The 14002-nt window shown below is 58.9% G+C and carries 10 protein-coding genes; 6 read left to right on the top strand and 4 right to left on the bottom strand.

The window, feature by feature from the left end; translation table 11 throughout:
• Positions 1-60 precede the first annotated feature (60 nt).
• From ACN0TS_RS13600 to ACN0TS_RS13575, 6 genes are all read left to right on the top strand, one after another.
• The gene (locus ACN0TS_RS13600) at positions 61-915 is read left to right on the top strand and encodes a carbohydrate ABC transporter permease (RefSeq protein ID WP_417259951.1); all 855 of its coding nucleotides are present in this window, start codon (positions 61-63) and stop codon (positions 913-915) included.
• The gene (locus ACN0TS_RS13595; RefSeq protein ID WP_417259903.1) at positions 915-2039 is read left to right on the top strand and encodes an ABC transporter ATP-binding protein; all 1125 of its coding nucleotides are present in this window, start codon (positions 915-917) and stop codon (positions 2037-2039) included. Before ACN0TS_RS13600 ends, ACN0TS_RS13595 begins: the two co-directional genes overlap by 1 nt.
• Before the next feature lie 37 nt (positions 2040-2076).
• Positions 2077-3333, top strand: coding sequence for an ABC transporter substrate-binding protein (locus ACN0TS_RS13590; protein ID WP_417259902.1), 1257 nt, complete (start codon positions 2077-2079; stop codon positions 3331-3333).
• Positions 3334-3397: 64 nt separating this feature from the next.
• Positions 3398-4915 carry a glycoside hydrolase family 28 protein gene (locus tag ACN0TS_RS13585; RefSeq protein ID WP_417259901.1) on the top strand — a complete coding sequence of 506 codons (1518 nt, stop codon included), beginning with the start codon at positions 3398-3400 and terminating at the stop codon, positions 4913-4915.
• Positions 4909-5985, top strand: coding sequence for a glycoside hydrolase family 88/105 protein (locus ACN0TS_RS13580; protein WP_417259900.1), 1077 nt, complete (start codon positions 4909-4911; stop codon positions 5983-5985). The genes ACN0TS_RS13585 and ACN0TS_RS13580 overlap by 7 nt, the downstream gene beginning before the upstream one ends.
• Positions 5985-7280: a pectinesterase family protein gene (locus tag ACN0TS_RS13575; protein ID WP_417259899.1), complete on the top strand. Its 1296-nt coding sequence runs from the start codon at positions 5985-5987 to the stop codon at positions 7278-7280. Before ACN0TS_RS13580 ends, ACN0TS_RS13575 begins: the two co-directional genes overlap by 1 nt.
• 18 nt (positions 7281-7298) lie before the next feature.
• On the opposite strand, the gene ACN0TS_RS13570 is transcribed toward ACN0TS_RS13575, so the two are convergent.
• From ACN0TS_RS13570 to ACN0TS_RS13555, 4 genes are read right to left on the bottom strand one after another with little or no spacing between them, the layout of a single operon-like run.
• Entirely contained in the window at positions 7299-9362 is a 2064-nt protein-coding gene (locus ACN0TS_RS13570; protein ID WP_417259898.1) for a hypothetical protein, read from the bottom strand.
• On the bottom strand, positions 9359-12121 hold the full coding sequence (locus ACN0TS_RS13565) for a DUF4159 domain-containing protein (RefSeq protein ID WP_417259897.1): 2763 nt from the start codon (positions 12119-12121) through the stop codon (positions 9359-9361). Before ACN0TS_RS13565 ends, ACN0TS_RS13570 begins: the two co-directional genes overlap by 4 nt.
• Entirely contained in the window at positions 12121-12999 is an 879-nt protein-coding gene (locus tag ACN0TS_RS13560; protein WP_417259896.1) for a DUF58 domain-containing protein, read from the bottom strand. The genes ACN0TS_RS13565 and ACN0TS_RS13560 overlap by 1 nt, the downstream gene beginning before the upstream one ends.
• A complete protein-coding gene (locus ACN0TS_RS13555; RefSeq protein WP_417259895.1) occupies positions 12996-14000 on the bottom strand; it encodes an AAA family ATPase in 1005 nt (334 codons plus the stop codon). The genes ACN0TS_RS13560 and ACN0TS_RS13555 overlap by 4 nt, the downstream gene beginning before the upstream one ends.
• Between the last annotated feature and the right edge of the window lie 2 nt (positions 14001-14002).

Here is a 14002-nt window from a genome sequence, read left to right as displayed (position 1 = left end):
ATGACTGCGCTCGACCAACTCCCCGATACCGCGAAGGGAAAGCACCGCGAGCTTTCCCCGATGGAACTCAAGCTGCGCCGCAAAGCGCGGATCAACTCGACCCTGCGCTACACCATGCTGACGGTGATCGGTCTCCTTATGATCTATCCGCTGATCTGGCTGATTGGTGCGTCGTTCAAAACCAATGCCGAGATGTTTTCGTCGCCGTCGTTCTGGCCCAAAGAGCCGACTATTCAGGGCTACATTGATGGTTGGAAAACCTCGACGCCTTACACCTTTGGCAAGTTCTTTATGAACTCGTTGCTCATCATCATTCCCAAGGTGATCGGCACCGCGATTTCCTGCACACTCGTCGCCTACGGCTTTGCCCGCTTCGACTTTCCAGGCAAGAAATTCTGGTTCGCAACCGTGATCGCCACGCTGTTGCTGCCCAATGTTGTGACGCGCATTCCACAATACCTTCTGTTCCGCGACATCGGATGGCTCGATAGCTTCCTGCCGCTTTGGGTGCCCTCGGCACTCGCAGGGGACGCCTTCTTTGTTTTCATGGTCATTCAGTTCTTGCGCGCCATTCCGCGCGACATGGAAGAAGCCGCACGGGTAGACGGCGCCAACACCTTCCAGACGCTGATCTTCATCGTCGTGCCTATGTTGATGCCCGCGCTGATCTCCGTCTGCCTCTTCCAATTCATGTGGACGATGAACGATTTCCTCGGGCCACTGATCTACATCTCGTCGGTTGAAAACTACCCGATCAGCCTCGCGTTGAAACTGTCGATCGACACCACAGAAGCGTTCGCGTGGAACCAAATTCTCGCCATGTCGGTGTTGGCCCTCGCGCCCTCACTCTTGGTGTTCTTTGCAGCGCAGAAATATTTCATCGAAGGGATCTCGTCAGGGGGGGTCAAAGGCTGATGGCTGAACTAAAACTAAGAGCGGTCGAAAAGACCTACGGCAATGGCTTCAAGGCCGTGCATGGCATTGATCTTGATGTGGCAGAGGGCGAGTTTATGGTTCTCGTTGGCCCTTCGGGCTGCGCCAAATCCACCACCTTGCGCATGATTGCCGGCTTGGAAACCATCACGGGTGGCGAAGTCACCATCGGCGGCCAAGTGGTCAATGATCTGGTTCCGGGCAAGCGCGGCATCGCGATGGTGTTCCAGAACTATGCGCTCTACCCGCATATGAAAGTGCGGCGCAATCTGTCCTTTGGGCTCAAACTCAAACGCAAACCCAAAGCTGAGATCGAGGCGGCAACAGGCGAAGTTTCAGGCATTCTTGAAATCGAGGAGTTGCTTGACCGTTTGCCCAAACAACTGTCGGGCGGACAGGCACAACGTGTGGCCTTGGGGCGCGCACTCATCAAACACCCAGAGGTGTTTTTGTTTGATGAGCCACTGTCCAATCTCGACGCCAAACTGCGCGCCTCCATGCGGGTGCGCATCACCGATTTGCACAAACGTCTACGGGCCGAGGGACGTCCTGCGACTGTGGTCTATGTGACCCACGATCAGGTCGAGGCGATGACGATGGGCGACCGTATTTGCGTCATGAAAGATGGTCACATCATGCAAGTGGCCGATCCCGAAACGCTTTACGCCCGCCCTGCAAACGCCTTTGTCGCGGGGTTCATCGGAATGCCTGAAATGAATCTCGTGCCCGCTCGCTTGGTCAAAGGCAAGACACCCTCATTGACGCTCGATGGTCAAACAATCGCGGTGGAGGACGAACTCAAGTCCCGCATTACCAGCACCGAAGGAGACGTGACGCTCGGCATTCGTCCGCAGCACCTTGATGTGGTGCCTTTGGGCACAAGCAACGCGTTTGCGGCGCAGGTCACGCACCTCGAATTCATGGGCCACGAAGTCAACCTGCACGCCCGCGTTGGCGATGCGAGCTTTGTCGCAGTCATTCCCTCCGAGGCTTTCGATTCCTCGTGGCAACAAGGGGCAAAGGTGGGGCTCAAACCCCGTGCAGCGCGTATTCACCTGTTCGATGCCGAGACGACCGAAAACGTCTCACTCGGTGCGGACGCTTAAAACGATCCATAGATGGTTACCAAGGGAGGAACCGAACATGACCCGTAAAATCCTGAGCCTCGTGCTCGCTACAACGACGCTGGCAGGGGCGGCAAATGCCGCTGATCTGCGCATGAGCTGGTGGGGTGGTGACAGCCGCCACGAAGCCACCCAAGCCGCGCTCCAAATCTGCGGCGAGAAACACGGCCACACGATCAAGCCCGAATTCACGGGTTGGGGCGGCCACTTTGAAAAAGTCACCACCCAGATCGCGGGCGGCACAGAAGCCGACATCATGCAAATCAACTGGCCGTGGTTGCCAATTTACTCCGCAGACGGCAACGGTTTTGCCGATCTGAACACCCTGTCCGATCAAATCGACCTGTCCAACTGGTCCGCCGACCAGATCGAAGCAGGTTCCATGAATGGCAAACTCAACGGTCTTCCGATTTCCACAACAGGTCGCCTGTTTGTGTTTAACAAAACCACCTTTGACAAAGCGGGCCTCGCCCTTCCCACTACATGGGATGAGCTCTTGGCTGCCGGTCCCATCTTTGCCGAGAAACTTGGTGCTGATTACTATCCGTTCGAAGCAACATCGCTCGACGCGGCTTTGATCGTGACACTGTACGGCACGCAGATGACAGGCAAGGCACTCATTGACCCCGTCACCAACGAGATCAATTGGACCAAGGACGAGTTGGTTAAAGCCATTGAGTTCTATCAATCCCTCGTGGACAATCACGTCATCCAGTCGTGGAAAGAACAGGCCAGCACAGGCGTCAAGGCGCTGCACGAAAACCCTGCATGGGCTTCGGGTAAAATCGCAGGCACCTACCAGTGGGATTCCACATACTTCAAAATCTCCACACCACTCGAAGAGGGTCAGGAATTGGCCTACGTCGATCTGTTGAGCCAAGACGGTCAAAAGACCGCAGGCATCTACCGCAAAGCGTCGATGGTGTTCTCGATTTCCAAGAACTCCAAAGACCCTGTGGCTGCGGCTGAAATCGTGAACTGTTTGCTAAACGAAGCAGAGGGTGTTGACGCGATGGGCGCTGCGCGTGGGGTTCCGGCCTCTGCCGCAGCTCGCGCACGTTTGCTTGAGACCGACGGTATCAAGAAAGAACAGATCGACGCACAACAGCTCGTTTTGGATGCCGAAGGCCCTGCAATCCACCCCTTCATGGAGCACCCCGATGTGCGTTCCGCGATGCAAGATAACCTCGAGCTGTTTGCATACGGTGAAATCGACGCAGCCGCCGCTGCCGATGAGATGATCTACGGCATCCAAGAAGCCCTCGACGATATCTAAGCACCTCTCAATGGACGCCGCATTCAGTTGCGGCGTCCCCCTCCTCTTTTCATGGAATAATGGAATGGCCACGCTAGAGAGCCTTTGCGTGACGTCGCGGACTGCGACTGTCCTTTTGACGCCTGATGGCGCTCGTTTCACCCTGCCCGCCCCCATCGCGTGGCGCGTAACGGAAGCGACGGGCGCCGTTGTGGCGACAGGTACAGCCGTACATGCCCCCGTCTTTATCGAAGACCTCACACCCGCATCCGACTACACATTTACCTGCGATCTGGGATCTCTTTCGATCACCACGCCCGCCTGTGCGGGATTGATCGACGCTGCAACCTTCGGCGTAAACACCACCGCAAATGCGACAACAAACGCCGCTGCATTCGCCCGCGCCATCGCGGCTGTGCCAACGGGCGGGACGCTCACCGTTCCTGCAGGCATTTATGCGACCTATCCATTGTTTCTCAAATCCGACATGACGTTCTATCTGCCCGAAGGCGCGCAACTCGCTGCTCCCGAGACACGGCACGATTGGCCCATTCTGTCGGCATATGATGACCGAGACCGCGTTCTTGGCACATGGGAAGGCCAGCCCGAACCCTGTTTTGCCGCACTCATCACGGCCATAGATGCCAACGGATTACGTCTCACAGGCCGCGGCGTGATCGACGGCGGCGGGGACCGCGGCGATTGGTGGACATGGCCAAAAGAGACCCGGGACGGCGCGCGCCGTCCGCGCACTATCCATCTGGCCTATTCCGACGATGTACATCTGTCTGGCCTGACGGTGCTCAACTCTCCCTCTTGGACCATTCACCCCTACCGCTGCGATGGATTTTTGGCCGCAGCCCTCTATATTCAGAACCCGCCTGACAGTCCCAACACTGACGGGTTGGACCCCGAAAGCTGCCTCGACGCGCGGCTTGTCGGGCTTGATTTCTCCGTTGGCGACGACTGTATCGCGGTCAAAGCAGGCAAGCGTGGCGACTGCCAATCCGCTCACCTCGCGCCGACACGTCGCCTCACAGTGTCGCACTCCCGTATGGCCCGCGGACATGGCGCGGTTGTGCTGGGATCTGAAATGTCCGGCTCCATAACCGACATCGACATTTATGCCTGCGAATTCGTCGGCACCGACCGCGGTTTGCGCCTCAAAACCCGTCGCGGGCGAGGCGGTAAGCTTGCGCGGATCTCCATGCGCGATGTTCTTATGGATGGGGTTGGCACCGCCTTCTCGGCCAACGCATTCTATTTTTGCGACATCGACGGCAAGAGTGACGCCGTGCAAAACCGTGCTCCGTCGCCCGTCTCGGAGACAACACCCATAATTCACGACATCACCTTAGATCGCATTCATGCACGAAACGTCGCGACAGCAGCCGTCGCGCTACTCGGCCTCCCAGAGGCCCCGATCACGGGAGTTACGCTCTCCAATTTCTCGGTCGGCTACGATCCAAGTGCAACCGAAGACATCCCCCTCATGGCCTGCGGAGTGGCCCCCGTGCGCCATGGTGGGATCATCGCCACATTTGCCGACATTTCTGGCACGCTCACCCTCGTTGAGCCGCAAAAGGACCACGCCCTATGTTGACCGACTATTTTGACAGTTTTCTCTACAACTATGCCCCCTATAAATCTGGCGCATGGTGCTACGAAGATGGCCTGATCTACCGCGGTCTTGAGGTGCTGTATAAGGCAACAGAGGATGAGCGGTATCTTGAGGCTCTACGCGTGCGTGTCGACGCTAAGATTGACGATGACGGGCATTTGCGAGGCTATGATCCCAATGACTATAACATCGACAATGTGCAATCGGGTCGGGCGCTTGTCGCCCTTACCAAAATCACTGGCGAGCAACGATATCTTGATGTCGCAAGCCAGCTCATGCGCCAACTGACCCACCACCCACGAACGAAATCAGGCGTCTACTGGCACAAATTACGTTACCCGTGGCAGGTCTGGCTCGACGGCCTTTACATGGGGCCGCCGTTTCAAATCAGCTACGCGCAAGCCACGGATCAACCCGATTTGATCACGGATGCCATCACTCAGATTTCCACCGCTATGGAGATGACCCACAATCCCCAAACGGCCCTTTACGCCCATGCGGTTGATGAAGCCCGAATGCAGCCTTGGGCCGATCCTGTCACAGGGCAAAACCCCGCACATTGGTCACGGGCCTTGGGGTGGCTTGCAATGGCGTTGGTCGATGTAGCCGAACTTGTTGGGACAAAAGCCTTTGCCCCCTTGGAAGCTCGTACCCGTGAGTTTCTAACCGCCATTGCCGCCCACAGAACACCAAATGGTCTGTGGCAACAGGTGTTCGACCAGCCCGATCTGAACGGCAACTACGAGGAAAGTTCGGCCTCTGCGATGTTCACCTACGCCCTCGTGAAAGGGATCGACCTTGGCCTATGGGACGGAAACCGTGACGGGCTTGTTCAGACTCTATTTGACGGTGTAATGAAGGCCAAAAACGGAGGCGGTCTGGAAATGGTGAATATGTGTCATGTCGCAGGTCTGGGTCTTTATGAGGATCGGTTCCGCGATGGGTCGGCGGCCTATTACATCAGCGAAGCAACTTGTTCGGATGACGCCAAAGGAGTCGGACCATTGATGATGTGTCAGGCGCTTGATCTAAGTGCGGGCGTCCCGCGCTAATGGCGCAGGGCCTATGCCTGACACCACAGCAAGCCGCGCAGTTTCGCAAAGCGGAGGTGTTGGCGTGGACAGGCAAGGCTGGCTCCGCGCGATATGATCCGTGGGAGCCAATGCACCCGCCCCGTACTCTCGACTACATCGTCGCCGCGAATGGTCCATTTGCGACCATACAAAGCGCCGTTGATCAGGCGATCCGCGCAGGTGCGAGGCCTGATGGGGCGCCTTATGTGATCTCCATCTCCGAAGGCTATTACACTGGTCCAGTCTATATTCCCGCATCCGCGCCGCCAATGACCCTGTTTGGCGCAGGGCGAGATGTCACCACACTTGCCGCAGGCATAGATGCGCAGATGTCAGGAGATCAATACCGTGCCCGATTTGGTGCGCAGTTTGATCAAGCCGTGCCAGCGACACGCGCCATTTTTGAACGCATCGCCGCGCGTGAGACACTCACAACGTGCAACACGGGCGTGTTGCGGATCGAGGCGGATAACGTAAGCGTCTCGGGCCTAACCATTGAAAACCTCTACGCCTGTGACCGCGCATCAGCAGCACCAAAAGGGACCGAGCCCGACGCTCAGGGACGGTTCGCACACGGGCAGCACCAAGCCGTAGCGCTGCATGTCGCGGGGGCAGACCGCGTGCATCTCCATGCGCTACACCTGCGCTCGTTTCAGGATACGCTTTACGTGCAATCCCCCCTGCCTTTCTCCTCCGCACGGACCTGTGTTGAGGACTGCATTATTGAGGGCGATGTGGATTTCATCTTTGGTCAAGCCACCGCCTACTTTGACCGCTGCACCCTCATGACACGCGGCGAACGCGGGGCTATGTCATGGGTCGTCGCCCCTAGCACGAATATCAACACCCGCTACGGCTTTGTGTTTCACGACTGTGACTTCACCCATGACGGAGCGGAGACGGGCCGCAATGGCACGAGTTTTCTGGGGCGACAGTGGTTCGAAGGCGTTCGAGCGACCCCCTACGGCCCCCTTCCTCGCAATTACGCCTGTCACATAGGATCGGTATCGCAAGCACAGGATGGCGGCGGCACAATCAGCCGCCCGACACTTGAGGCGGTTGGCAAAGCGGTGGTCATCGGGTCACGCATTGGTTCCCACATCGACGCGCAAAACCCGTGGGACGATTGGGGGACGGTATGGGGACCACGCTACCGTCCCGCACAGGCCTCAGGTTCCGACTTCCTACACAACCTCGCTGCATGGCTTGACCGCGAGGGCCTTGAATATGCGCACATCGATCCATCCGACATTTGGCTCGGCATCGCGCCATAGCACGCCCCGAGGCCGACTCTATCTACGTCCTTCACGCAACCATGCGAACACGGTCAACGCCGACAGGATCAACAGCCACGCCCAAGGCGGCAACAGCGGTTTGAGCGATGTGGATTGCGTCAGATAGGCCTCACGAGGAGTAATCCCAATCCAACCGCGTCCTGCTGCGGGACGCCCCTCGGCCACGCGGCGCACATCGGGAATCCCATCAGCCAAAGCAAACACCCCACCACGCGTTGCGGCGATAGTAGGAGCAAGTTTATCGCCCGTCGCAATCGTTTCCTCGAATTCACGCGGCGCGGCAGGGCCAAGCACCATCACCGCCTCCTGCTCGCCCTCGGTGAGACGGTAAAGCCCCATCTGCGCGCCCTCGAATTCGGCCACATACCGACCAGGGCTGATCTCATCTAGCTCCACCGTGGATGTCGACCCGTCGGGGGCTTCAATCTCGACTGAACGATCTCCCTCGGATAGGGTGCGGCGCGTGATTGTCATGGTGTTGCCTTGCGCCGTGGCGGTCAGGGATTCCTCCTCCAGCTCCGGCTCTTTCATCATCCAATGGGCCAAACGGCGCAACAATTCCAACTGTGGACCACCGCCTTCGACACCGCGAGTCCAAAGCCATGCGTGATCCGAACCAAGCACCGCAACGCGCCCTTCGCCCACACGATCAAGCACCAAAAGCGGCCGCCCTTCGGCCCCCGACATCACAACCTCCCCTGACCGCGGCTCAAGCTCGATCTGGCGGAACCACCGCCCCCAAGTTGGCTCGTCGCTCGCCGACATCAAGCCACCTAAGCCTTCGGTCACGGGATGCCTTGCACCCGTTTCTGTCAGATGCGGTTTATAGCCTTCTTCGATCACGATGCCCGTCGGCGCGGCGGGGATCACACGCGACAGGGCCGAGCGGTAAATACTGTCAGCAGTTGCAAAATCCGGCCCCGCGGCAAATAGCACAGCGCCGCCATCTTCGACATAACGCGCAATGTTGTTGAGGTAGTCCCCGGGTAAAATGCCCCGCAATTTGTAGCGGTCGAAAATGATCAGATCAAAATCATCGACCTTTTCCATGAATAACTCACGGGTCGGAAAGGCGATAAGGGACAACTCATTCACTGGAACGCCATCTTGTTTGTTTGGCGGGCGCAAAATGGTAAAGTGGACGAGATCCACGGAAGCATCAGATTTCAACAGATTGCGCCATGTGCGCTCACCGTTGTGGGGCTCACCAGAGACGAGCAACACGCGCAAACGATCACGTACGCCGTTGATTTGCACCATCGCGGAATTGTTGCGTGCTGTGAGTTCGCCACGGGCCTCTGGCAGTGTAAACTGGATGACGTTCATTCCGCCATGCGGCAAGACCACAGGCACCTCAATCGGGCGCCCCACGGGGATCGTATAGGTCTGCGGCTCACCTCCGTCGATGGCTACCACGATTTGAGACGTATCACCGATGTCCGCAGGCACCGCACCTTGATCCTCGACCATCAGCGTCAAAACCACTTCCTCATCGAGGATGGCAAACGACGGCGCATTTTGCACCAACAGCCGACGATCCCAATCAGTAGCCTCGCCCGTCATCAACAGATGCAGAGGCGCAGGGAGGTCGGGCACGACACCTGCATCATGAAGTTGTCCGTCCGAGAGCAAAATCGCCCCCGCAAGCCGTCCGCGTGGCTCATTGGCCATCGCCTCGGACAATCGGGTCATCAACAGCGTTCCACGGTTATCCGCCCCGTCGCCCAGTGTGACCACACGCAGTTCCGTATCGGGAAGTCGTGCGATCTGTGCCTCGATCGCGGCACGGGCTTGCGCTACTTGTGCGGGACGGTCCGATAAAGATTGTGACGCGCTTTCATCCACCACGAGGATCACGATGTCGGTCAACGGATCGCGTTGTTCTTCCTGCACCGCAGGATTGGCCAGCGCGATCAAAATACCCGTCACGGCAAGCGTCCGCCATGCCCACCCGCTCAATCCCCGCCACGCTGCAATCGCCAAAAGCAGGACCGCGACCGCGGCAATAACAGCGAGCGCCATCAGCGGCACAAACGGGTCCAATGTTATATCGCGGATCATTGGCCCAACCTATCAAGCAGCGCAGGCACATGGACCTGATCGGATTTATAATTGCCCGTGAGAATATACATCACGAGGTTCACGCCAAAGCGGTAGGCGATCTCACGTTGACGCTCGCCACCAAACCCGCGCGCCAACGGTCGCAGCGGACGTCCTGTCTCGTCCATCGCCCAAGCCGCCGCCCAATCGTTGCCGCCGATAATGACAGGGGTTACGTTGTCGTTGAGATTGCGAAACGGCATTCCCTCTACGCCCTGCGCATCTGCGGGGGCCGCCTCGACCCAAAGATCACCGCCCGTGTAGCGCCCAGGAAAGTCCTGCAACAAATAGAACGTGCGGGTCAAAACGTGGTCGGCGGGGATCGGCTCCAAGGGAGGAATGTCCAGCGCGGAAGCCAGTGATTGAAGTTTGTTGCCCGTGGGCGTCGCCGCGCCAAAGCGGGCGACATCCCCGTCCCGCGTGTCAAAAAGGATTGTGCCTCCCGTGCGCAGGTAGGCATTCAAACGCGTGTAAGCCTCCGCCGAGGGCAATGGTTGATCGACGGTGACAGGCCAATAGAGCAGCGGGAAGAAACCCAAATCATCTGTTTCGAGGTTCACCCCTACTGGCTCGGCAGGCTCCACAGAGGTGCGTTGTGTCAGCACTTGCGACACACCAAACAGTCCTGCCCGCGATAGCCTGTCAACGGTCTCATCGCCCGTCATTACATAGGCCAAGGCCACCTCTTCCGTGGCCGCCAGAGCAAAGGCCTCATCTGTATCTTGGGCTTGAGCATCGGGGGCGGGCATCGCCAGCACAAGCGCCAAAAGCGACGCCGCCGCCCTTGGACCAAGCAACCGCCCTGAGAGCAAAAGCGAAGCAAACAGGTCCGCCGCCAACAGGGCCAGAGCCGCCAATAAGAGGCTCGGTTTGAGGGATTGTTCTGTGGCTTCACTTACCCCGACAACAACCGTCCCTGCGGGCCATGACGCTGCTTCCAATCGCGTTTCTGGCGTCACCACATTGAGCGCAAGGGAGGCCTGTGTCGATTGATACAGCCCCGCAGGTGTCTGCGCCGAGGCGACCGCAGTTGCGAAGACGTCGCCTTCAACCGGCGCACGATTTCGCGCATCCCGCAACGCCCCGAACCCATCCAATATGCTGATAGGTTGCAAAGCTTGCCCCGCGAGGTCCGTCTCATCCAATGCCACACCGCCGGTGGCCGCGCTCAACCGATCCAGCATCGACACGAACAAGCCCGATAGCGGTAAGGTCGACCATTCGGCATTGGCCGTGACATGGAACAAGACAACCTGCCCTGCGCCCACGGATTTGCGTGTCACAAGCGGTGTGCCATCGGCCAAGGTCGCAATCACCCGCGCCGCAAGATCGGGATCGGGCTGCGCCATAACCTGTGCCGAAACACTCACATCATCGGGCACATCGAGCCCGTAGAAAGGGGAGGTTTCCGCAAAGGGGCGCAACGTCTTAGGCTCGCCCCACGACATTGCACCGCCAATCGTGCGCCCCCCCGCCCGCAAGCGGACAGGCATCAACGGGTCTTCATCTTCGCGCGACACGTCGGACGCGGCAAGACGTGGCCCCGCGAAACGCAACAACAGGCCACCCTCATTCATCCAATCCAAAAGGTCCGCCGTCTCACCACCCGATAGGCGTGCAATATCGGCCAAAACAATCACATCGGGATTGGCGGCGATGAGATCCTCCAAGCCGCCCGAAATCACGTCAGCCTTATCGCTCAATGCCGTGCGGATGTAGTGCAGTTGCGACAAAAGCTCCAAGCCTTCGCGGCTTTCGCGCACCGTGACGAGGCCGACTTCGCGTCGTTTCAAGCTATCGTCTGTTAAGCGCACAGCGGCAGCGGAGCGATGCCCGTCCACCTCAAACCGCGTGACACGGTTGCGCAGTTCGGGCGGCAAATCGAAAGCCGCCGAGGTCTGTGTCTCACCCGCAGCGAAGTCCACATCCAAGCGCGCCAAAATCCGTTCAACACCGGCGGGGTCGGGACCACGGGCAACCACAGACACCCGATCCGTCCCCGCCCCATCGCGGCGCAAAACCGGCACGTTAACGCCCGTCGCGGAAACCGTCGCGGGACCAAGCGCAAAAATGGGACGCTGATTTTCAAACACCGTCACGCTGCCTTTTTGGGTCAGGAGATCAAGAATCGCCTCACGCCCTTCGCGCTCCAATCCATCTGACAGCCATAAGGAGTCGAAGGCCACATCCATCTCGGACAACGCAGCAAAAGTTGCTTCCATATCGGGCGCGAAAGGTTGTGGGGCAAATCCTGCAAGTCGTGGTCGCCACTCATTTGGCGCGCGGAACTCAAGGCCTCCTGTTGGCAAATCTGTTGCCGCGACGATCGCCACGGTTCGGTCGTCCGCTGCAGCCTCATCAAGCGCCTCGGAGACCCGCCCCATGCGCAAAGACCAATCATGCGCAGAGGCCCATGACGCATCAAGCAACACAACAAGCGGACCAGTGCCACCCCGTTCGGTACGCGGGTTCAAGACAGGACCAGCAAAGGCCAGAATGAGCGCGGCGATTGCCAACATGCGCAACACCAACAGCCACCACGGCGTACGATCTGTCTCGACCTCCTCATCCGTGAGCCCAAGCAAAAGGGCCACGCCTGGAAACCTGCGGCGCAGTGGTGCGGGGGGCACGGCACGCAGCAAGAACCACAGGATCGGCAGAGCCAACAAGCCAAGCAACATCCACGGAGCGGCAAATCCAACTGGGCCAAGAACAAGCATCAGCGTGGTCCCTCTAGCGCGGCGTAGAGCCACAAAAGTGCGGACTGTGCGGAACTGTCGGTGTGATGCGTGTCAAACCGCCAACCCGCGCTTTGCGCCAACGTCGACAGGCGGTCTTTACGCTCGGCCAATCGGTCACGATAGCGGTCGCGCAGATCTCCTGCACGTAGGGTTTCATGGGACATCGCCCCACCCATAGAGGTGAAAATCGTGCGTCCTTGGTAGGGGAACGCCTCTTCGGCAGGATCAAGAATCTGGAACAATGCCCCCTTGATGCCAAGGTCTGCGCATTTGGAAACGGCCTCCTCGACGGCTTCAATCGGCCCCATGAAATCAGACATTAACACCGCGTTTGAATGGGGCAGGAATCCTGTGGCATCGGGAGTGCCGTAATCGACCTCATCAATCGTTGAAAGACCCTCGGCAATGCGGGTCAGTTGCAATGCGCCTATGCGTGGCGGAGTGCCGAGCGAAGCAAGCGCTACCCGTTCACCGCCCTTCATCAACAGGATCGACAGCGCCATCGCAAGTAGTCCGGCACGCGCTCCTTTCGAGGGGATATCCTTGGACGAGGCGAATTGCATAGCGGCGGAGCGATCCACCCACAAATGCACCGATTGCGCAGCCTGCCATTCCTTTTCCCGCACAAACTGTGCATCGGATTGTGCCGAACGACGCCAGTCAATTGAACGCGCACTGTCGCCCATTTGTGCAGGGCGGTATTGCCAGAATTCGTCTCCCATCCCCGCCTGTCTGCGCCCGTGCCCGCCAAGCAGCAAGGTTCGCGCAAGACGCTCGGCCTGCGCTTGCAAGTCGGGCAGCGGCGCGGCGAGCGCTTCGGCGCGGCTGCGCAAAGTGGAGGGGGCTGGTTCACTCACGCGGCTGACCGTGCCTTGGAGGTAATCTCGGCCACCTGTGCGATGATTGACGCGAGGTTTTCGCCACGGGCACGCGCCGCAAAGGTCAGTGCCATACGGTGGATCAACACAGGTTGCGCCATCGCCAAAACATCCTCGGGGGACGGGGCCAATCGCCCGTCAAGCAAAGCCCGCGCACGACAGGTCAACATCAAGGCCTGAGCGGCACGCGGCCCCGGCCCCCATGCCACAGAGGCATTCACCACATCAGGCGCATCGGCGGTATCGGGACGACAGGCTCGCACCAGATCGAGGATCAATTCCACAACCTGCTCGCCGACAGGCATTTTGCGAAGTAGTTTTTGCGCGGCGATCAATTCGGTGGCGGTAAACACCGCGTGGGCCTCATTCTCCTCCGCGCCCGTGGTAGCGATGAGGATATCGCGCTCGGTGTCGCGGTCGGGGTAGCCCACGTCAACCTGCACCAAAAAACGGTCGAGTTGGGCTTCAGGCAATGGGTAAGTGCCTTCTTGCTCCAGCGGGTTTTGCGTGGCGAGCACATGGAATGGCGCCTCAAGGTCGTGGGGCTGACCCGCGATAGTGACAGATTTTTCCTGCATCGCTTGTAGAAGTGCAGACTGGGTGCGCGGCGAGGCGCGGTTGATCTCGTCGGCGAGTAAAAGCTGACAGAAAATCGGCCCTTCGATGAACCGAAACGACCGCGTGCCATCAGCGGCGGTTTCCAGCACTTCGGAGCCAAGGATGTCGGCAGGCATCAGATCGGGCGTGAATTGCACCCGTGCGCCATTTAACCCCATGACGGTTGAGAGTGTATCGACGAGACGGGTTTTCCCCAAACCGGGCAGACCTAGCAAGAGCGCGTGACCGCCGCAGAGCATGGACGACAGGACCAGATCGACCACCGTATCCTGCCCGATGAAGCGGCGGGTGATCGACACTTTGGCCGCATTGAGTTTCTCGCCGAGGGCTTCGATCTGGGGCACAAGGTCTTGATCAGACATGG

It is taken from the genome of Celeribacter sp., from assembly GCF_048266405.1.
In the GTDB taxonomy this organism is placed as follows: domain Bacteria; phylum Pseudomonadota; class Alphaproteobacteria; order Rhodobacterales; family Rhodobacteraceae; genus Celeribacter.
The sequence above is the reverse complement of the archived record's forward strand: the minus strand, read 5'-3'. Positions and strand labels throughout refer to the sequence as shown.

Coding starts and splice junctions, on each gene's coding strand:
- ACN0TS_RS13600 (WP_417259951.1), top strand. CDS start 61: ATGGAACTCAAGCTGCGCCGCAAAGCGCGGATCAACTCGACCCTGCGC.
- ACN0TS_RS13595 (WP_417259903.1), top strand. CDS start 915: ATGGCTGAACTAAAACTAAGAGCGGTCGAAAAGACCTACGGCAATGGC.
- ACN0TS_RS13590 (WP_417259902.1), top strand. CDS start 2,077: ATGACCCGTAAAATCCTGAGCCTCGTGCTCGCTACAACGACGCTGGCA.
- ACN0TS_RS13585 (WP_417259901.1), top strand. CDS start 3,398: ATGGCCACGCTAGAGAGCCTTTGCGTGACGTCGCGGACTGCGACTGTC.
- ACN0TS_RS13580 (WP_417259900.1), top strand. CDS start 4,909: ATGTTGACCGACTATTTTGACAGTTTTCTCTACAACTATGCCCCCTAT.
- ACN0TS_RS13575 (WP_417259899.1), top strand. CDS start 5,985: ATGGCGCAGGGCCTATGCCTGACACCACAGCAAGCCGCGCAGTTTCGC.
- ACN0TS_RS13570 (WP_417259898.1), bottom strand. CDS start 9,362: ATGATCCGCGATATAACATTGGACCCGTTTGTGCCGCTGATGGCGCTC.
- ACN0TS_RS13565 (WP_417259897.1), bottom strand. CDS start 12,121: ATGCTTGTTCTTGGCCCAGTTGGATTTGCCGCTCCGTGGATGTTGCTT.
- ACN0TS_RS13555 (WP_417259895.1), bottom strand. CDS start 14,000: ATGTCTGATCAAGACCTTGTGCCCCAGATCGAAGCCCTCGGCGAGAAA.